Origin of the sequence: Lysinibacillus sp. G4S2 (genome assembly GCF_030348505.1) — a bacterium.
Taxonomy (GTDB): Bacteria; Bacillota; Bacilli; order Bacillales_A; family Planococcaceae; genus Lysinibacillus.
The window spans coordinates 3,951,170-3,972,737 of the sequence record NZ_JAUCFJ010000002.1; the positions used below are offsets into that span (position 1 = coordinate 3,951,170).

Consider the following 21,568-nt stretch of genomic DNA (forward strand, 5'->3'; position numbering starts at 1 on the left):
CTGATTTTACCCATAATCGTTTTCAAGTATTCTGCTTTGTTAGTTTAAGTACATTTCATTACAATCTACAAATCTATTTTTACAATACAAAAATCACCTCTTAGAACTAACGAGGTGATTTTATCAAACTTTATTACAAATTATCAATCTATACAGTGAAGTTAATCTGACACACTTAAATAGATTTGTTCGAGTTTTATACCTTCCCTGTAGCCTTTGAAAAAGTACCTATTATGACTAATACCTAATTAATACTACCTGTTGGGTATAATGTAGTTCCTCCAATTGAAACATTTATTTCATTTGATAATGGAACATTGTATTCATCAATAATTGTTCTCCACCATTCCCATGCAAGACCTGTACATTCTCTTGCATAAATTCTTATATTTTTTGAATTAGGCGGAAGTGGTATTACTGTAGAGAAATGAGCTGTTTTGTCTTTCCAGTTTCCATCCCAAGTTTTATGAGATAATACTTCTTTTCCATTTTCATCATATGAAAATTCATCCCATGCTACTTCAAATTGAGCAACATATGCACCAGAATGATCAAGGTTGATGCGACCTCTAGAGTATTCTGTAGATGTCGTCTCGATATAATCTGTATTGTTATGAACAGCAGCAATTGAATTATCCTTTAAGAAAACACTTGTATATGAAATTGGGTATGCTGGATTTTTAAGACTAAATTCTGCATTATCTTTAATTATTTTTCTAATATCATTAAAGTCTTTTGAGACAACCTGGTTATGCTCTTGTGAATCTCCGCCTAATACTACAGCAGTAAAGGAACTTTCTTCAAAAATATCTTTGTACTGACCACTAGTTTCTACATTCGTATTGACATCATTCAGTAAGGCTTTAAAAGCAGCTTGTACATCCTTGCTCTTTGAGCTTGTTTCTAATTTCACATAAATTGTTCTACCATAGGCTACATTTGACACCATTACTGGAGGGGCATCATTATTTACCCCTTTACGTGTTAACTCATCAAAAGACACACTATCATCAAAAAGGTCTGATGGATTGTTAGGTAATTCCGCACTTACGGTATAAAATATTTGTTTATATGCAGCAACCATCACCTTTTTCTCTCCATTTGCAATCGCATTAAAGTCAATTCCCAGTGAATTGTCAAGAACTTTGGCGTTAACATTCAGAGTGCTTGCTATTTGAGATTTGCTATAAACCATAGATTCTGAATATTGTAGTCTTGCAGGTAAAGTATGCGTTGTTGAATATTTTTCACTCCAAGTAGATACTAAGTCATCTACTGCCCCAGATACATTACCATATGTTGGATTATCCACAGTTATAGTATTTTCTCTTTTCATGCCAGGTAAATCGATGCTAATATTTAGCGGTTTTCTTTTGGCCACTAATAAACTAGGTTGATTGTCTGCAAAAGCTTGGTTTGCAAGTTGTAATGCTCCTGGATAGGAACGATTCGCCATTGAATCAATAATTGAAATATCCACCGGCGACGTTGTAAGTGATTTTTTATTACGTTCAACTACAATAAATTTATCATTTGAGTTTGTACCTTCTTTTGGAACAAAACTATCAATCTTATCACCATTCACTGCTAAAACTTCGTTGTTATTGTAGTTCAAGTTTGCTATACCAGTATCAATGTCATTAGTTTTGCTTGTTTCACTAGCTAAATTAGTATCAATTGTTTCAGCAAAGGAAATAATCGGATAATTTATAATGCATAAACAAACAGATAAACTTACTAGAAATTTTATAACTTTAAAATAATTTCGATTTTCCATAAAAAACCTCTCCTTTTTTAGGAAATTATACCACAGAAATACTTTATTTAAATATAGTAATTTAGTCTTGTGTTATAATCGTTTCATAGCGAACGATTAGTATATATAGCACATTTGAATTATCGGTTTTAATTACTCTAGTCGTATCAGTCGCTGATCATCTAATGAGAGTACGTCAACTATTCCTTCTATATAGAGCTACTGACTAATTAATAGAGACATTTATCTTTAATTTTTCTAATTGAGGTCATCTAATACTTTGGCTTCTGAATGTCCTTATTTTAGGGATATAGTCTCACCCTGAGGTCAGGGGGCAAGCTATAGCGATACGAAATGAACCTTAACCTTCATCAACGCCGTTTGGAGAGCTTTTCAGCGTATACTTTATACGAGGGAGATGGTGTAATGATTATAATGATAAATGGAGCATTTGGTGTGGGTAAAACCACTATTGCAAATATGCTTCAAAACGAAATTAAAAATAGTATGATATATGACCCTGAAGAAATAGGTTATATGTTAAGAAATGTTGTTCCCGAGGATATAAAAAGAGTAGAAGCCTGTACAGGGGATTTTCAAGATTTAGATTTATGGAAAGAATTAACCGTCGATGTAGCAAAACGTTTAATTAGTAAATATAAAATGAATCTAATAGTGCCAATGACTATTCGGAAATTAGAATACTTTCATTTCATTTACAATGGATTCAAAAGTATTGATGAACAAACCTATCATTTTTGTTTGAGTGCAAGTAAACAAACAATTTACGAAAGGTTAAGACTACGTGGAGAGGAAGAAGGTAACTGGTGTTTTCAACAAACCGATAAATGCTTGGAAGCCTACAACAAATATGATTTTGGAGAGTATATAGATACTGAAAAAGGTGGGATTAATGTCATTGTTCACGATATAAAAGAAAAGTTACATCTTTAAGTAGATGAAATACAAGCAAGTAATGAGCTAACAAAAGTAAAATTGCATTATCAGAAGTTGATCTTACATAGAGTTGACCGAAAAGAATGGTTCACAAGAAGCTGATCAGGTAGAATCTTATGCAGAAGTGTTCAAACAGCATTAGAAATAATGGTTGATACTACTGACAGAGAGAAGTTCAACCAATTAGCCGATTTTTGTTTGATCAGATAAAATAAAAGAAGTTAAAGCGCTAAAATGCAGGACTTGTGCATAATATTTCACACAAGTCCTTTTGCTATGCCTTCAAAACTAACCTGAGAACAATCCATGCAACCAAGTATGCGCCCTAACTGATTCTCAAATCTTTTGAGGGCTACTTTGCGGGAATTAACAAAACACTAACTTAATGATGTGCAACTGCAATCTCATCATAACTGGCTTAATAAGCTCACATATCTCTACACCCATGTTTGGAAATATGTTACACTTTACCAAGCAACTAATTATTCAGTTAGTGAAATGTTTTATTGGTTCAAACTAAATACAAATGGAGATTTTTATATGAAAAGGAAGTTAGTCTTCACTTTTGGTTTAACAGGAGTTTTAGCATTAACAATTGGTTTTGCAAAAGACTTGCAAATCACAGAAGTATCAGCAGAAGAACAAACAAACATTACTACGGTAATAACAAAAGAAGAACAAAATATGGTAGAAAATATGTCAGCCAAAGAGGGCTTTGTACCACAAGGAAATGGATCAGGCTTCTTTTTTAGTAAAGAGGAGCCAACTGAAAGAAAGGGTATTACCACTGTAATCACAGCCGAGGAACAAAATACGGTGGAAAAAATGTCCGTTAAAGAAGGTTTTGTACCACAAGGAAATGGATCAGGCTTCTTTTTTAGTAAAGAGGAGCCAACTGAAAGAAAGGGTATTACCACTGTAATCACAGCCGAGGAACAAAATATGGTGGAAAAAATGTCCGTTAAAGAAGGTTTTGTACCACAAGGAAATGGATCAGGCTTCTTTTTTAGTAAAGAGGAGCCAACTGAAAGAAAGGGTATTACCACTGTAATCACAGCCGAGGAACAAAATATGGTGGAAAATATGTCAGCTAAAGAGGGATTTGTACCACAAGAAAATAGATCTGGCTTCTTTTTTATAAAAGAAAAATAATTACGGCGTTACTTTAACAAGAATAGGACTTGCGTTTATGATTGATTTTCACATATGCAAGTCCTTTTGTTATTCTCTCATCGTAACACTTTGGAGCAACTATTATTTTATCTACTTCTGAGGTTTTTCAGTTATTAGAGCGAGACATTGAAAAATGCCTTTTTGGAATGAGATACTAGTATTTGATTTTGAGAGTATCCCCATCGACATAAACTCCCTCGGAACGGGAAATCGGTAGCTTTTGTTCTGCTGAGAAGCCGATCGTTTCTCCATCCCTTAAAGTGACGTTCTCTTCTACAATATATCCGGAAATCGTAATTAAAAAATCACGTAGTTCAGCAGGAGATGCTTCACTGTCAAGAATTTCAATTTCATCCTTACCAAAGGCTTTTAGCCCATAAGTATATCCATTTAACCCGGTTTCCGTTCCGACCAGTCCGAAATAAACCAGATTCAGTAAAGGAAACATGTCGTCATCATTTTTCATGACTTCAGCCATATCTAGATAAAGTCCAGGTTGAAATACGGTGCAGCCTGTATAGATCCCTATTGCATTAGGAAGCTTCAGACAACTTGCCGCCAGCTTAGTGTATAGCTTGCCACTATCTAACGGAGAGCCGGAGCGAGTAAATGCAGCCAGGATGATTTGAGCTACATGCGTTTGAGTAACTTCCACGGCTTCCTTCCACATGTAATTTCCCTGTGCATAATACTCAGCCTCACCATCTGGTACGGGAGCTTCGACAAAACTAACTGCTAACACGCAGTCGTCCACTTCAAAGACCAGAGCTCCTTCCTTTGTTTCTTCGGCGTTTTCCTCATCCTCTGTCAACGAGCAGGAGATGTTCCAATCATTCAAAAGGTTGGCCTTTATCTGATCAATATCACATTCTGCAGAGTTAAGAAGAACAAACCCGTTGAATAAACCAGAACCATTGTCTTGCGTTTCAGTCTCGTCCTCCATGGATTGGTCAGCTTCATATGCTGCAGCCTGCTGCATCCAATATTCTCGGATCATTTCTACCATCTTTACAGCTTCTTGCTCTGCAGTGGCAGGGTCATAAGGTTGCATCTCGCTGAATACATGGCCGCAATGCTCAGTGTCAGACGGATCCTCATAGCCTCCACATACGCCAAGGAGCCATTTTCCGAGCATAGTTTTTTTATATTTGAATATATAGTAGTGCATATCATATAAATCAAATTCTGCTGCAATTTCTATTTTCTTGGGTTCTTGCCCAAGTTCGTGTTCATCTGCTAGCCAGTCGATCATGGATTGCATTGCTGCTTGTTGTTGAGCTGTCATCAATTTCTCCCCTTCACAAATGTATGATTCTACCATTATTATACCAGCTTTTATGGAAAGAAATAGTGAAGCAAGAATTATTCCTCTTATGGTAGATTACTCCTATTTCTATTATAGGAAGTCGTTCATCAAGTATTGAGTGCTGGGATGAGTAATATAATTTCAACTTTTTAGTCATAAAAAAATCCTCCATTCAATTGAATTGGAAGATAATTTCGATACTATTTTCAGGGAAATAAAGAGGGATTCTACTCAGTAACCGAATCCCTAATTTTTCGAAAATCCCTTTTTTCAATGGTTTGCATTTGTAGTTTAAACGGTGAAATTTTGTAAATGTTCAGAACTAATACTATATGAAACAACCTTCTCCTTGTACTTCTTGACTACATCAACGTGATTGTCGTAACTAAAAACAAAGAAATTAACATCTTTTTTGCCTCTTTTTACGTTCATGATAAATGGAGTAACATTAGTCTCTGGCTGTAAAAATAATTTTTCATTACCAGGAAATATATAATGTTTTTTCAAAAATGAACCTTTATTAAAGTAGTCTGTAAATCTATTTTTTTCTTCCTCATCTAAATTCTTCCCATTAAATGTTACCGTAACATCTTTTGAATCAAGTTTTTTATGAAGTTCAAATTTACTTACCCCCCATCCCACAGCTATACTGGGAGGGCTCATTAACAATTTAATAATAGATCCAATCACTAGCGTAATAATCAAACCTGATGTCATACCATACCAACTCTTTCAAAAATATTATCGTTTTAATAGCAATTACTATATTATTACCTTCATTGGACATTGTTTCATAAAAAATAATTAGTAATTAGGCTATATCGATGTTTTATCATCCACCTCTCCATGATAAGGGATTTATATTTTTTATAACCATCCACTTCGATGCTTTTTTGACCATCCAATTGTCTATAAACTATTAAGAGCTTCTGCAAACCTTTTGATTCCTTCATCGATTGAATCTTCATCTTCCTTTGCGAAAGTAAAACGAACAAAACCATCTTTGGATCCCAGTGTAGAACCAGGCACATAAATGACGCCTCTTTTAATGGATTCTTCAAGCAATTGGGTTTCATTATAATTTTTAAGTATTTTACACCATAGATGAATACCACCTTGAGGAATAGAATATTCCACCAGGTTTTTCAAATAAGTATCAAGGCTTTTTACAATTTTATCTCTCCTTTTTTCTAATTCCTTCATTAAATTTTTTATATGAATATGAAAATTTTCTGATTCTAAAAAATCATTCGCTACCCATTGTGTATAGCTAGAATGACCGAAGTCGATTTGTTGTTTCGCATCGGATAATCTTTCAATCACTGATGTTGGGCCAATAATCCACCCTATTCTTAATCCTGAGGCAACAATTTTGGACAAAGAACTAATGTATAATACATTGCCATTCCTATCCATTGATTTAAGAGTAGAGATTTTTTCTCCTGAAAAAGCTGTTAAACTATATGGATCATCTTCTACTACTGGAATTCCAAGCTTTGAGGATATGTCTAAAATCGCTTCTTTTTTCTTTTTATTCAATAAAGAGCCCGTTGGATTTTGAAAACATGGATTTAAAAAAACCATTTTAATTCGATGCTTTTTATATAATAACTGCAAATCTTCTGGGTTCATTCCATCCTTATCGACAGGTAGATAATGTATTTTTATACCTACCGATTTGAAAATTGGAAGATTATAATTGTAGGAAGGATCTTCTATCGCTATTGCATCTCCAGGCTTTAATAAACATTGAACAATTAAATGTAATGCTTGCTGCGCTCCTGATGTTATCAGTATTGAAGAAGGATTAGTTTCGATTCCCCGACTTTTTTTTACGTGTTTTGCAATGGTAGTTCTAAGGATTTCATTCCCCTGTGGATGATCGTATCCTAAGCTTCCAATAAAAGAACGTGTTGACGTTATCTCGCTTAAAAATCTTTTTGGGAAAAGTTCTTCTGACAATTCACCAGAAGCTAAATTTATTAATTTATGTTCAACAGCTTCTTTTCTTATTTTTTGCGTGACAGGTTGACTAGGTAAAAAAGAACCCGCCTCAATATACCTATTCCAGCTAGGAATCCGCTTTTTTGTTATCCCCCATATATCTTTACTAATGGTAGTACCACTTCCTCTATTCCTTTCAATTAGCCCCATCGATTCTAATTCGTCATATGCATGAACGACAGTACTTCTATTTAAATTTAGAGTACTCGCTAAATATCTCTCTGATGGCAATGGTTTATCAGGTGGAAAAGTACCATCTGCAATTCCCTTTTCAATATATTCCGCGAGTTGTTTATAGATAGCTTTTTTCGCTTTTCTATCCGGTTTCCAATCCAACTATACTCACCTCATTATGTCCTTCAAACTTGCGCTTTCTTCTTTTAGCAGTGTTATTCCTGATAAAAGATTATATCTTAATATTATTTCAATTGTAATCAACCATCCACTTCCTTGTTATTTTAGCCATCCGATTAAAAAAATCAAAGCTGGTGGAATTTTACCCGTCGTAAAATTTCACCAGCTTTTTAGATTTCAGAAATTGGTGTTGTCCCAACTTCTTGACGCTTACTTATGAAGAAAATAAATAGATGTCTTCGATTATACCTTAAAGTATGCTCAAGCTTGTTTCCTTTATATCAGTAATTAACATATGACCTGGTGCATGGGTAATGATAATAGAAGGTTTACTTTCCATTGCCACTGCCTGAGGGGTTACGCCACAAGCCCAAAATACTGGTATTTCCCCTGGCTTAATGGACACGGCATCACCGAAATCTGGCTTTGAAATATCTGTAATCCCTATTTGTTCTGGACTACCCATATGAATTGGAGCACCGTGTACATTTGGAAAACGCGAAGTAATTTGGATTGCACGAATCGCATCCTCTGGTGTCATAGGGCGCATACTGACAACAGTTGGTCCTTTAAACACCCCTGCTTTTTCACAGGCGATATTTGTTTTATACATTGGCACATTACAGTTTTCTTGAATATGTCTTATTGGAATACCTGCTTCAAGAAGAGGTGTTTCAAATGTAAAGCTACACCCGATTAAAAAACCTACCATATCCTCTTCCCAATAATCTGTAATATCTAACACTTCTTCAGTTAAAATACCATCCCGATAAATACGATATTTCGGAATGTCCTTGCGAATATCTGCATTTTTAGCAATTTTTGAAGGAATAAATGATCCAGGTTCTGTCACGTCTAATAATGGGCATGGCTTTGGATTTCGCTGACAAAATAGTAGAAAGTCAAAAGCATGCTCCTTCTTCAAAATCACTAAATTTGCTTGTGTAAACCCAATCGACATGCCAGAAGTAGGTCCAGAGATTTCTTGATTGCGAATAAGTTTACGGATTCCATTCGGCTCTAAAGCACTATATGTTGTCATCATCCATTCACTCCTTATCAATTATGCCTTGGCGTAATTGCGTCCGGATTTTGAATTGTGCCAGCACAATTCATTCCTCTGAAAATCCGTGACATCCGCCGGAGGCTTTTATCTTTATTCAGTAGGTGTTTGGACATCCACTGAAAAGGTACAAAAATCGCATTCATCTCACCACCTATAGAGGTGGGAGTTTTCTGCTGAATAAAGATAAAATAACCATCCATGAAAAGATGCTCATGGATGGTTGATTGTTAGATTAACTAAAAATTTTCGGGATTTCTCCAATTAATGTAATAATGCTAAGATACCCCATAAGAACAACTACCATTGCTCCAGTGACAGTTAACCAACGTGGATGCTTATATGTACCAACAATTTCTTTTTTGTGTGCAGCAACTAATATAATGCCAAGTGATAATGGTAAAACCAGTGCATTTAATGCACCTACCAAAATTAACACATTAACAGGCTTTCCAACCAAGGCAAAAGTTGCTGTTGAAATGACGATAAACGCTATAATCACCCAATTATGATATTTCTCAATGTTAGGGTGGAATGAACGAATAAATGAAACGGATGTATAAGCTGCACCTACAACAGAAGTAATCGCTGCAGCCCACATAATCATACCAAACATGCGATAACCAATATTACCCGCAGCTAGTTGGAAAACAGATGCAGGTGGATTGGCAGGATCAATGACTAAACCTTTTGAAACAACACCAAGAACCGCTAAAAATAAAGCAACACGCATTACGCCAGTAATCAAAATCCCTGTCACAGAGCTTTTTGTTACTTCTGGCAAGGATTCTTGTCCTTTGATGCCAGCGTCCAAAAGGCGGTGACCACCAGCAAAAGTAATGTAACCCCCAACTGATCCACCAACCAAAGTTACAATCGCAAACCAGCTAATTTCTTTAGGCCAAACGGTGTTTACAATCGCTTCTCCTACAGGTGGTGAAGTTTTAAAAGCAACGAATAGCATGAGTAAAATCATGACACCGCCAGCAATTTGCGCAACCTTGTCCATTGCCTTTCCTGCTTCTTTATAGATAAATATAAAAATAGCAAAAAGTGCACTTAAAATGGCACCCATAATTGGATCTATGCCAAGCATTGCATTTAACCCTAATCCAGCTCCAGCAACGTTACCAATATTAAATGCTAAACCACCTATAACAATCATAATTGCAAGGAGAACACCTAATCCAGGTAATACCTTATTGGCAATTTCTTGCCCTCGCAAGCCAGAAACAGCAATGATTCGCCAAACGTTTACCTGTGCGACAATATCTAGAATTAATGAAATTAAAATGACAAATCCAAAGCTAGCCGCTAATTGCTGGGTAAATACTGTCGTTTGTGTTAAAAAACCTGGTCCGATAGATGAGGTAGCCATTAAAAAGGCTGCTCCTATTAACACACTTTTACTTGCTGTTTTCTTAACAAATTTACCTTTTTTCTCTTGCTCGATTCCTACTTCACTAACTTCCGTTTTTTTTGCTACCACCATTGGATTACCCCTCCTTGATTGCACGTACTGATATTTGATGTTCTGCTAATCTTGAATGAATATATTTTGCAAATTCTACAGCATGTTCCCCGTCCCCATGAATACAAATAGTATTTGCCTGTAATGGGATTTCGATTTGCTGTTGTGACAGCACAATTCCCTCTTTCACCATTCTCACAACTTGATTCACAGCTTGTTCCTTATCAGTAATCAATGCATCAGGTTGTTTACGAGATGTTAAAGAACCATCCTTCTGATAGGTACGATCTGCAAACACTTCATGGGCTGTTTGAAGCCCTACTTTTTCTCCAGCTTTTGTTAATTCACTACCTGAGAGACCGAATAACACAAGTGTAGGTGAAATATCATAAATGGCTTGTGCGATTGCCTCAGCAATCGCTGGATTTTTAGCAGCCATATTATAAAGTGCGCCATGTGGCTTTACATGTTGCATGGTTTCATTGGAAGCCGTTAGAAAACCTTGCAATGCTCCAACTTGATAAATGACCATATCATAGGCTTCCTGTGGTGTGATGTTCATCTCACGTCGTCCAAAGCCATTTAAATCCGGTAATCCTGGATGTGCCCCGATTTTCACACCATTAGCAATGGCTAGCTTAACTGTCTCTCGCATGACTGTTGGATCTCCAGCATGGAATCCACAAGCAATATTAGCAGAGGTTACATATTTTAAGATTTCTTCTTGCTCTCCAAGTCGATAACGACCAAAACTTTCCCCTAAATCACAGTTTAAATCAACTCGAAACATCTTCTTCCCCCATTTTCTTCCCACTAAAGTAGTTAAACTGAATACGTTTACAAACATTTTGTACCGATATTCGGAACTTAAGTTTTGAAATTTAAAAAAATCTTAACATACTTTATTATTGCTGAAAAGTATAAATTTAAAATTTTGAGAAAGAATATTTTTTTTGAAATTTTCATTTAAATTAACCTTGTTTTCGTTTATTGTTTAAATATAATATTAAAAAATCCGTTATTTAAAACTTATATACCGAATTACGAAACTTCAGGGAGATGGTTTTTATGCTGAATTTAAAAGAGAATGTACAAATAAGACCTTTAAGTGATTCTGCACTAGTCATACATATAGGTGAAGGAATTAGTGAGGCAATTCACAACAAAGTTAAAAATATATTGAATTTATTAGAGAGCAATCCATTTGAAGGATTCGTCGAGGTTGTGCCTGCCTATAATAATGTGACAGTTTATTACAATCCGATTGAAGTATACTTTTCTAATATAGGTAAAGAAGGAGAAATGCCTTACGAAAAGGTGAAAGCAACAATTCTTTCTTTAATGAATCAATCTTATATAGTTGAAACAACGAAGGAACGTGTCGTAAAAATCCCTGTAGTATATGGTGGTGAAATGGGGCCAGATTTAGAATTTGTAGCCTCTTATCATGGTTTAACACCTAATGAAGTTATTAACATTCACTCTTCTGTAGAATATCTTGTTTACATGATAGGCTTTGCTCCAGGTTTTCCGTTTATGGGAGGAATGGACAAACAAATAGCAACACCGCGTAAAGAAACTCCACGGTTATCGATTACTCCGGGATCTGTTGGAATTGCGGGAAATCAAACAGGTATTTACCCATTAGAAACTCCAGGGGGATGGCAAATCATCGGACGAACACCTTCTCGTTTGTTTCTACCAGAACAATCTCCTCCAACCTTATTACAACCGGGTGATCGAATTCAGTTTGTACCAATTTCGTTGGAAGAATATAAGAGCGATTGGGAGATGAAAACATGGGCATAAAGGTATTACAGCCAGGTATACTGGCAACTATTCAAGACCTAGGAAGATATGGGCTACAAAAGTTTGGTGTTATCGTCGGAGGAGCAATGGATTCAAATTCCTTACGAATTGCGAATTTACTTGTTGGAAATTTGGAAGGAGAAGGCGCTCTTGAGGTGACACTTTATGGAACATCCCTTTTATTCGAAACGGATGAACTGATCGCAATTACAGGTGGTAATTTACAACCTACAATAGACGGCAAAGAAGCACCCATGTGGCGACCACTTTTAATTCAAAAAGGCTCTGTTTTAAGATTTAATACTGCGATTAGTGGTTGCAGAGCCTACGTATCGTTTAGTGGGGGAATTCAAGTGCCCGAAGTGATGAGCAGTAAAAGTACCTACATACGTGCTGGAATTGGAGGATTTCAAGGAAGAAAATTGCTGAAGAATGATGTCTTTGAATTAGATAGACGATCAGAGTTAGGAGAGGATCTTTTTGAACAATTAAAAAAAGAACCAACGTACCTTCCTTGGTCAGCTGATTACACATCCTTTGTTACATTTAAGAAAACGCAAACAATCCGCTTCATAAGAGGCTCTGAATATGAGCATTTCGATGAGGAGAGTTTAAAAAAATTCCTTTCAACGCCTTACACCATCACAACACACGCAGATCGAATGGGGTATCGATTAGAAGGAGAAGCTATTCAATTAAAAGAGCCATTTGAATTATTATCCGAAGGGGTTACATTTGGAACGATTCAAGTGCCCTCCAATGGGCAACCTATTGTTTTAATGGCAGATCGTCAAACAACTGGTGGATATCCTAAAATAGCTCAAGTGATTTCTGCCGATTTACCATCATTAGCACAAATGCAAGCAAATGGTCGAGTCTTTTTTAAAGAGGTCACTCTTGAAGAAGCTCAATTGGCATTAATCCATCAAGAAAAAAAACGAAATGAATTAGCATTTGGGCTCCGTTTAAAAGGTTATAGCAACTTTAAGTAATGGCTATTCAATCGCCCAAAATTCGATTATTTAGATAGTGATATTTCTCAAAAATCAGCAACTTCAGCGCAAAATGGGTAATCTCAAGTGACTTTTGAGACTACCCATTTTTTAAAGCTGTTCATACCCCAATTGTTTAGAAATTTCTGCGGTAGCCTTCTTAAGTTTATCGACGAAGATTTCAACGTTTTCTCCTTGATAATTGGTTTCTAGTCCCGCAATACTCATTGCTGCAACGACTTCTCCTTTATGATCGTAAATCGGTGCTGCAACAGCAGATGTATAATTTTCTAATTCTGAATGGCTGATTGTATAACCAAGTTCTCTAGCCTGCACAATCGTTTCAAAAAGCCTTTCCTTTTCTGTAATCGTCCCCATGGCAAACGATTTAAGTTCTACCGATTCAAGATATTCCTTTATGTCTGCATCCGGTAAAAAGGATAATACAGCACGAGGGCATGCCCCTGCGTAAAGAGGACTTTTTCTACCAATTGCTGTGTAGAGTCGAACTTTTTGCTTCGTATCTATTTTCTCGATATAAACAGCATCGTTACCATCACGAACGATTAAATTAATCGCTTCTTTTACATCATTATGTAACTCATTCATAATTGGATCTGCAATTTTTCGCACATCTAGGCGCATTGATACTAAATGTCCAAATTTAAGGAAGAGAATACCTAACCTATATTTTGCATCAGTTCCCTTTTCTAAAAATTCCATTTCCTCAAAAGATTTCAACATGCGGAAAGCAGAGGTTTTAGGGATTCCTGATAACTCAATTACTTCTTGAAATGTCAGTTCAGTATGATCGATAAATAAATTTAATATATCCATAGAACGGATAACCGTTTTATTATTATTTGTCAATTTAAGTTTTCTCCCCCTTCTATACTAGATTTAATCTAATCAAAATTTTTTTCTCTTAATTAATAATTATACCTAACATCTTACTGTTTTTATATAGCCTGGCTCATCACCAAAACGTGTGGTTGATTTCTTTGATAGAAAGAGCTTGTTTTTCTATAAACGCTCAAATAGTTTCGATAAAGAGCGATTTTGTTTCGATAAATCTTCAAAGTATTCCTCTGGGCGCTTTGAGCTGTCGCTTCGCTTTCGCACAGAGCAAAGATTCTTGGGGGAGAAGAGCAAGTAATACAGGGCATCTTTTTTCTAGTAAATCAGGTTGACAAAGGAATAAAAAACAGGAGCAGAGAATGGTTGCTTTGCTTCCATGCTCTTTACCCCTGTTTATAATTCTTATTTAAGCTCTGACGTTTTTCCTTCAATAAAATCACTCTAATTAAACCAACGATGGAGAAGATAACTGGCGTGATGAAACCATAGTAATATCCATCAAATAGATTTCCTGAAGTTGATTGAAAATGATCCAATATATATCCAAAAATGATGGGTAGCAATACAGCACTTAGAAAGCCACCCGTATTCGCAATTCCTGAAACAATTCCTGATTCCTCCAGTTTAAAAGATTGACGTACAGCTGCAAAGGTTAATGCACTTGCCCCATATCCAAAGCCAATGATAAAGAAAATAATAATTAGAAAGAACAAGGAAGGATGCCCATTACATAAAAGGAAAGAAAACCACCCTAATAAAACAATGATATGAACGACAATATACGGTCTTTTAATTGATTCTAACAGACTTGAAATCCAACTAGCTAGAGGTGCTCCAATAAGTGCCCCGATAAGACCGATCATAATTAGTTGGCTGGCATCTGAACGAGTCATTTCATACATATTCATCCCATATGGTACTGCCCACGAACTGATAAACCCTACATAACCGCCGACTACCCCAAAATGGCAACAGAATAGAGCCCATGCTTGCGGATTTGAAAATATTCTTCGTAGTAAAACGGATGTTTTTTCACGTTGCACTTCTGCTGTATCAACTACTTGCTCATCCCCAAAAATTTGTTTTGTTTTTTTCACAAGTACAAAATAAAGGAGTATGCTACATAAACATAATAGTAGTCCTACTGAAAAAAATGTTACCCTCCAACCAAATAAAAATATCCACGTGGAGTAAGGTACTGTCGCCAATAAGAAACCAAGACTTCCTGTCATGCCTGCCAGTCCAATTAATCTAACAAATTCCTTTGTATGAAACCATTGGGCCAAAATTAGCACCATGTTAACCCATATGGTCGCATCCCCTACCCCAGTTAGTATTCTGGCAAAAAACAGGACGAATTCATGTGTACCCAGACTATAAATAATTGTCCCTAAACCTGTAAGAGTAGCACCAATAATTAGAAAAAAATCCGGCCCAAATCGATCAGCTAAAATCCCCATCGGAATTTGCAAACTCGTGTAGACAAAAAATTGTATACTCGTCAATAATCCAATCGTTGATGCTGTTACATTAAAATCTCGCATCAATTGGTCTGTAATCAGTCCTGGGGCGGTTCGTTGACTCGCCATTAACAAATAAGTAAATAATACAGAAACAAATACAACCCATCTATATCTGCTATTTTGTTTGTCCAATGATTTCTACTCCTATAAGCTTTTACTCTATATATATGAAATACAGGTAACGTTAAAACCTGTTTTTAACAGTAGTTTTATGATTGGAATTTGGCTACAGGTTCAAACAAAGTATAAGCTACCCACAAATACAACTCATAGTTTACGCCATACGCATTGTTCCTTATTGTTAGTTTTGTGTAGTGGACATAAAAAAAGCACCCTCCTTAATTGTAACGTCTATTGTACAGGGGGTGCCTGGTTGTTTATATGCGTTATTTGATTACGGGCTTACGCATAATCTAGCTCTTTCATGTGTTTTGAAAATTAATCGAAATTTAAAGATAGAAAAGAACATTATTTCTCTTATTCTATTTAACTGCTAACGCCGAAGTTGAATCTGCTGCTAATTCTACTTGTAAATCCGTATATGGTAATCCATGTGCATCAGCTACCGCTTTATATACTATTTTTCCATTTACTACGTTTATCCCCTTCGCTAAAACAGGATTATCTAAAGCAGCTTGGCGATAGCCTTTGTTAGCTATTTGCAAACCGTATGGAACAGTTACATTTGACAAGCCCATTGTTGAGGTACGCGCGCAAGCACCTGGCATATTCGCAACTGCGTAATGCACAACACCGTATACTTCATAAATAGGATTACTATGAGTAGTAATTCGATCAATTGTTTCAATCGAACCCCCTTGATCAACCGCTACATCCACTACAACAGACCCCTTTTGCATCGTTTGAATCATTTCTTTTGAAACTAATTGTGGTGCACGTGAACCTGGAATTAGCACAGCACCAATTAACAAATCTGCTGTTTTCACTGCTTCAGCGATATTGTAGGTATTTGATGCAAGAGTACGAACACGTCCTTGGAACATATCATCTATTTGACTTAAGCGTGTAATATTAACGTCTAAAATTGTTACGTTTGCACCTAATCCTACTGCCATTTTCGCAGCATTCGTCCCGACAACTCCAGCACCTACAATCACTACATTTCCAGGTGCAACACCAGGAATACCACCTAAGAGAACTCCTTTGCCTCCTTTGGAATTTTCTAAAAACTGTGCACCAATTTGTACAGACATTCGGCCTGCAACTTCACTCATTGGCGTTAACAACGGTAAGGCACCTGAATCTAATTGAATTGTTTCATAAGCAATTCCAGTAACTTTACTTTCAAGCAAAGCTTTCGTTAATTCTGGCTCTGGAGCTAAATGTAGGTATGTGTAGAGAATTAGATTCTCTTTAAAATATTTGTACTCCTCCTGAATCGGCTCCTTCACTTTAATCACCATATCAACATCCCAAGCTTCCTTAGTCGATTTAGTAATTTGAGCGCCTACATCTAAATAATCTTGATCTGTAAATCCACTACCTAACCCTGCACTCGATTCAATTATTACTTCATGACCACCTTTTTTGTAAGCCACAACACCTGCTGGAGTAATTCCTACTCGATTTTCATTATTTTTTATTTCTTTAGGTACACCAATTATCATTATATTTCCTCCTACCTATTTTTTTATTAGTTTTGGTTTATTACTACAAGTTTCATTTCTGTCATTTCCTCAATTGCATACTTCAGCCCTTCTCTTCCCATACCACTTTCCTTTACGCCACCATATGGTAAATGATCTAAACGGAATGTAGGAATATCATTTATAATGACACCACCTACATGGAGTTTTTGCGTTGCCTGTAAAGCAACATGGATATTATCTGTATAAATACCAGCTTGCAAACCATATTTGGAGTCATTTACTTGATCAAATGCCTCTTGAATAGATGTAAACTTCATAATAGATACGATTGGTGCGAATACCTCCTGACAGGAAACCTTCTGCTCCGATTTTACATTTAATAGTACGGTAGGTTGTAAGATATTCCCTTCAGATTCTCCACCAGTTGCAATAATTGCACCTTGCCCCTTTGCTTCTTCAATCCAACTTAATGTTCGTTTTACATCTTGTGGACTAATTAAGGCTGAAACATCCGTTGTAGGATCTAGGGGATCACCAAGTTTCAACTCTTTTGTAGCTGCTACAAATTTATCTACAAACAAATCATACATTTTTTCGTGAACATAGATTCGTTGAACTGAAATACATACCTGCCCTTGGAATGCAAATGCACCGGAAACGACACGTGGAATTAATTTATCAATATTAACATTTTCGTCGATAATAACAGCCGCATTAGAACCCAATTCAAGCGTTACTTTCTTAAGACCTGCTTGATTGCGTATGCCAATACCTACAGCGGGGCTACCTGTAAAAGAAATCTTTTTCACGCGATTATCCGTGACTAATTTGTTACCAATTAAAGAACCTGCACCAGTAACGATATTTAACGCACCCTTCGGTAATCCTGCCTCTACTAATAATTCACCAATAAAATAGGAAGTTAATGGTGTTTGACTTGCAGGTTTTAATACAACTGTGTTACCTGATGCTATTGCTGGCCCTACTTTATGAGCTACTAGATTCATTGGGAAATTAAAAGGTGTAATAGCTGCCACGATGCCTAATGGTTCACGAACCGTATAGGCAATGCGCCCGTCTCCACCGGGGGCAGCATCCACAGGAATTGTTTCTCCATGTATTCGCTTTGCTTCTTCAGCAGCAAATTTATACGTTTGAATTGTACGCTGAACTTCAGCTTTGGCGGTTGAAATAGGCTTGGCCGCTTCTAGTGCTATTAGCTCTGCTGCTTCTTCAGCACGTGCTTCTAATAAAGAAGCTAATTTTTCAAGAATAATCGCACGCTTATACAAAGGCATATTCGCCATCGTTTTACGTGCAGCATCGGCAGCTACTAAAGCTGCTTCTACTTCCTCGACATTTGCCTTCGGTATTTCTGCAATGACCTCGCTACTATATGGAGAACGTAATTCTGTATACTCTGCTGCTTCCACCCAATCCCCATTGATAAATAAATTTTTCCTCATTATAATTACCTCACCTTTCGTATTACAACTTATTTGCCAACACCTGATTCTCTACTTCTTGAATCGCTTTTTCTAGAATATCCAATAAATCTCTTAACTCCTTTTGGCTTATAGATAATGGTGGTGAAAATACAACAATATCTTGAGCATCTAGTACAACAGAGCGACATATTAATCCCAACTTTGCTGCCTCTGTCACTATTTGCGGAGCGAGGAGTCTTCCTTCATAAGAGATTTCTATACCTGCCATTAAACCTAAACCTCTTGCATCTACAATAAATGGATACTTCGCTTGTAATACTTTTAACCCCGCTAATAGCTCTTGACCACGAATTTCTGCATTTGCTACTAAATTATCTTTCTCTATAATTTCAATGTTTTTCAACCCAACTGCACAGGCCATTGGATGACCACTATAAGTGTATCCATGCAATATAGTTCCTTCTGATAACTCAGAAAATTCTTGGTGTATTTTCTCTGAGATCATTACACCACCTAATTGTGCATATCCACTAGTAACACCTTTTGCAAAGCACATCATATCCGGTACCACATTAAAATGTTCCATCGCAAAGAACTTACCAGTCCTACCAAATCCTGTGATAACTTCATCAGTTATCATCAAAATACCGTACTCATTACAAATTTCACGAATTTCTTTGAAATAATTATCCGGTGCAACATGCACCCCACCTGCACCTTGTACTGGCTCGGTGATGAAAGCAGCTATTGTTTCTGGACCTTCAGTTTCAATCAAATCACGTAAAGCCTGTATGGAGAAATGATCTACGAATAGAAAATCCGGTGCATTAGAATTTGTAAAATCACGAAATCCTTTTAAACCCGTCGCACTTGTAGCACCGATTGCCACTCCGTGATAAGATCTCGATCTTGAGATAATTTTTTTTCGAGAAGTCTCCCCTTTTAATATCCAATAATGACGAGCCAATTTATAGGCACTATCATTGGATTCGGAACCACCGGACGTAAAAAATGTAGTATTTAAATCACCAGGTGCTAATTCTGCTAACTTTTTTGCTAATAGAATAGCAGGCTCATTACTAAACGTTGCAAAACAAGAACTGAAGGCTAATTTATCCATTTGTTCCTTCGCTACTTCACCAAGTTCTGTTCTACCATGTCCGATATTCACATTCCAAAGTGAAGACATACCATCAATAACTTTTTTACCTGTAATATCATACAGATGAACACCTTTTCCTTCTGTAAAAATAAATACCGGTCCATTTTCCGTCTTTACTGGTGAAGTAGGGTGTAGAAAATGCTTTTGGTCTAATACTTTAAGTTCTTCAATAGAATAATTTCTCTTCATAAAAATACATCCTCTCTTTTAAATGTTTTTAAACAAAACACTCACAATTAATCAATTTCGCCTTGGCGTAATTGCGTCCGGATTTTGAATTGTGCTCGCACAATTCATTCCTTTGAAAATCCGTGACATCCGCCGGAGGCTTTAGGCCAACAGATGTTTTTTGCGCGAAAGCGTAGTGCTAACGCAGCGTCAGCAGCACGATGTTGGTCACTCAGGCGTTTTCACAGGATGTGAAGTTCTTAGCCTGGGTTCCTCTATTTCAGTAGGTGTTTGGACACCCACTGAAAAAGTAATCAAAATCGCATTCATCTCACCACCTATAGAGGTGGGAGTCTTCTGCTGAATAAAGATAAATAGTCACGCGATTCAAAAGACGACATTTATAGAAGTTGCAAAGATTGTTGCATTTCTTGTGTCATTTTTAATGCTAGATTTTGTTTTAAATCTAATCCCAATTGCATTAAGCCTACACCCTTTTCCCATAACATTCCTAATCATTCAGCTACCCAAACTAGAAGCATTATGAGAGACACTTTATTAGTTTGAAATGGATATTCCCAAAAGTTAACGATGATTAACTCTCGCTCCACTTAATAATATAATTTGCCAAAACATTCGTTACTTCTACTACGCTATCTAAATGAACACATTCATCTGGTCCATGCATATTTTCTCCAATTGGCCCAAAGCACAATCCTTGTTTTCCGTAATACTGAGTAAATCGTGCATCATTTCCTCCAGCTCTTCCAACCATTATTACTTTTTGTCCCATAACATCTTCTGAATTTTCGATGAATAATTTTACAAAAGGGTTCTCAGGATCTTGGTACCATGGCTCCGTTGACCATCCAAACCACTCTATAACAGGTGGATTTTTATCCATCCACTCATCGCCTAAGACAGATTTCATAATCGTGTCTTGTACTAGTTGCTTAATTTCTTCGCGAGTTTCCCCTGGGATAAAACCAATTCTTCCTTCGAGGATCGCTTCCCCTGGAACTGTCGATACCCAGTCCCCAGCTTTTAGTACACCTAAGTTTAAGTGAACGGACTGTCCAGACCCCTTTTCAAATAAATCAAACTTAACATTTTTAGCACGCCATTCACTTAATTCATCCAGCGCACTAAGGATTTTCATCATTTTTGAAATAGCATTTATGCCTTCATGCGCTAAACCAGCATGTGCTGTTCTTCCCTTTACGTACACTCGGAAATACATAATCCCCCCATGACTTATTGTCATATTCAAATTATGTGGCTCTGTCGAAATGTACCCATCTGTTACGAAGCCCTCCTCCAAACATGCTAAAGCTCCGCCTCCACCACCAGCTTCTTCTTCTATTACTGAATGTAGCTGAACATCTCCAGCAATTGGATAACCTAAATCAATTAATGTTTTCAATGCGAACCAATTTGAAATAAGTCCTGCTTTCATATCTGCAGAGCCTCGACCGTATAACTTGTTTCCAATAATATCTCCACTCCATGGGTCCATCGTCCAATTTGAATATGGTTCTGGAGAAACAACATCTACATGCCCATGAATCGTTAATGACTTACCATTGGAGACACCTTTATGTATTCCGATAATATTTTTTCGGTCTTCAAACGGAATACCTGAATCAATAAACGCTTCATGAGCTGAAACCTTCTCATATTTTGGTTCAATCTCATGCAAAATCAAGTTAAGTTCTTCATATTTTTTTTTCATGTATAATTGCATCTCTTGTTCATTACCAACAACGCTTTTTATACGTACGACATCTTGAATTGTTTTAAATAATTCTTCTTTATTTTCTTCTATATACAGTCGAATTTTTTCTTTCAAAGCAATCACTCCTTTATTTACTTCTTGTGTCATTAAAAAGAGGAAGATTATCTAAGAGATTCTCA

At 36.5% G+C, this 21,568-nt stretch carries 17 protein-coding genes; 4 read left to right on the forward strand and 13 right to left on the reverse strand.

Translation table 11 applies throughout. The annotated features are described in order from the left end of the window. Positions 1-244: 244 nt before the first annotated feature. The gene (locus QUF91_RS20130) at positions 245-1,777 is read right to left on the reverse strand and encodes a thiol-activated cytolysin family protein (RefSeq protein ID WP_289419145.1); all 1,533 of its coding nucleotides are present in this window, start codon (positions 1,775-1,777) and stop codon (positions 245-247) included. Positions 1,778-2,182: 405 nt separating this feature from the next. On the opposite strand from QUF91_RS20130, the gene QUF91_RS20135 reads away from it, so the two are divergent. After that, positions 2,183-2,710 carry an AAA family ATPase gene (locus QUF91_RS20135; protein ID WP_285395948.1) on the forward strand — a complete coding sequence of 176 codons (528 nt, stop codon included), beginning with the start codon at positions 2,183-2,185 and terminating at the stop codon, positions 2,708-2,710. 543 nt (positions 2,711-3,253) lie between these two features. Next, positions 3,254-3,865, forward strand: a complete 612-nt coding sequence (locus tag QUF91_RS20140; RefSeq protein ID WP_289419146.1) for a hypothetical protein — start codon at positions 3,254-3,256, stop codon at positions 3,863-3,865. A 175-nt stretch (positions 3,866-4,040) separates the two neighbouring features. Here the strand turns inward: QUF91_RS20140 and QUF91_RS20145 are convergent, their stop codons facing one another. From QUF91_RS20145 to QUF91_RS20170, 6 genes are all read right to left on the reverse strand, one after another. Continuing rightward, positions 4,041-5,171, reverse strand: coding sequence for a DUF4261 domain-containing protein (locus tag QUF91_RS20145; protein ID WP_289419147.1), 1,131 nt, complete (start codon positions 5,169-5,171; stop codon positions 4,041-4,043). Between the two features lie 312 nt (positions 5,172-5,483). Beyond that, positions 5,484-5,909: a YfmQ family protein gene (locus tag QUF91_RS20150; RefSeq protein ID WP_289419148.1), complete on the reverse strand. Its 426-nt coding sequence runs from the start codon at positions 5,907-5,909 to the stop codon at positions 5,484-5,486. Between the two features lie 192 nt (positions 5,910-6,101). Then, positions 6,102-7,532: a MocR-like pyridoxine biosynthesis transcription factor PdxR gene (gene pdxR, locus QUF91_RS20155; protein ID WP_289419149.1), complete on the reverse strand. Its 1,431-nt coding sequence runs from the start codon at positions 7,530-7,532 to the stop codon at positions 6,102-6,104. A gap of 268 nt (positions 7,533-7,800) precedes the next feature. Further along, positions 7,801-8,592, reverse strand: a complete 792-nt coding sequence (locus tag QUF91_RS20160; protein ID WP_289419150.1) for a putative hydro-lyase — start codon at positions 8,590-8,592, stop codon at positions 7,801-7,803. Positions 8,593-8,848: 256 nt separating this feature from the next. After that, positions 8,849-10,066 carry an NRAMP family divalent metal transporter gene (locus QUF91_RS20165; protein ID WP_285396027.1) on the reverse strand — a complete coding sequence of 406 codons (1,218 nt, stop codon included), beginning with the start codon at positions 10,064-10,066 and terminating at the stop codon, positions 8,849-8,851. A gap of 43 nt (positions 10,067-10,109) precedes the next feature. Then, entirely contained in the window at positions 10,110-10,874 is a 765-nt protein-coding gene (locus QUF91_RS20170; protein WP_285395955.1) for a LamB/YcsF family protein, read from the reverse strand. Between the two features lie 278 nt (positions 10,875-11,152). Here QUF91_RS20170 and pxpB point away from each other — a divergent pair, with 278 nt between their 5' ends. After that, complete coding sequence (pxpB, locus tag QUF91_RS20175; protein ID WP_289419151.1) at positions 11,153-11,893, forward strand: 5-oxoprolinase subunit PxpB; 741 nt, start codon at positions 11,153-11,155, stop codon at positions 11,891-11,893. After that, entirely contained in the window at positions 11,884-12,885 is a 1,002-nt protein-coding gene (locus QUF91_RS20180; RefSeq protein ID WP_289419152.1) for a 5-oxoprolinase subunit C family protein, read from the forward strand. Before pxpB ends, QUF91_RS20180 begins: the two co-directional genes overlap by 10 nt. Before the next feature lie 111 nt (positions 12,886-12,996). Here QUF91_RS20180 and QUF91_RS20185 read toward each other — a convergent pair whose 3' ends face one another. From QUF91_RS20185 to QUF91_RS20210, 6 genes are all read right to left on the reverse strand, one after another. Then, positions 12,997-13,755 (reverse strand): IclR family transcriptional regulator, encoded by a 759-nt coding sequence (locus QUF91_RS20185; RefSeq protein ID WP_285395958.1) that lies wholly within the window; start codon positions 13,753-13,755, stop codon positions 12,997-12,999. Between the two features lie 371 nt (positions 13,756-14,126). Further along, on the reverse strand, positions 14,127-15,398 hold the full coding sequence (locus tag QUF91_RS20190) for an MFS transporter (protein WP_289419153.1): 1,272 nt from the start codon (positions 15,396-15,398) through the stop codon (positions 14,127-14,129). 350 nt (positions 15,399-15,748) lie between these two features. Continuing rightward, on the reverse strand, positions 15,749-16,894 hold the full coding sequence (gene ald / locus QUF91_RS20195) for an alanine dehydrogenase (RefSeq protein WP_289419154.1): 1,146 nt from the start codon (positions 16,892-16,894) through the stop codon (positions 15,749-15,751). A gap of 26 nt (positions 16,895-16,920) precedes the next feature. After that, on the reverse strand, positions 16,921-18,342 hold the full coding sequence (locus QUF91_RS20200) for an aldehyde dehydrogenase family protein (protein ID WP_483308094.1): 1,422 nt from the start codon (positions 18,340-18,342) through the stop codon (positions 16,921-16,923). A 22-nt stretch (positions 18,343-18,364) separates the two neighbouring features. Next, positions 18,365-19,675 carry an aminotransferase family protein gene (locus QUF91_RS20205; RefSeq protein WP_289419155.1) on the reverse strand — a complete coding sequence of 437 codons (1,311 nt, stop codon included), beginning with the start codon at positions 19,673-19,675 and terminating at the stop codon, positions 18,365-18,367. Positions 19,676-20,249: 574 nt separating this feature from the next. Beyond that, on the reverse strand, positions 20,250-21,503 hold the full coding sequence (locus tag QUF91_RS20210; RefSeq protein ID WP_285395962.1) for an ArgE/DapE family deacylase: 1,254 nt from the start codon (positions 21,501-21,503) through the stop codon (positions 20,250-20,252). Positions 21,504-21,568 lie beyond the last annotated feature (65 nt).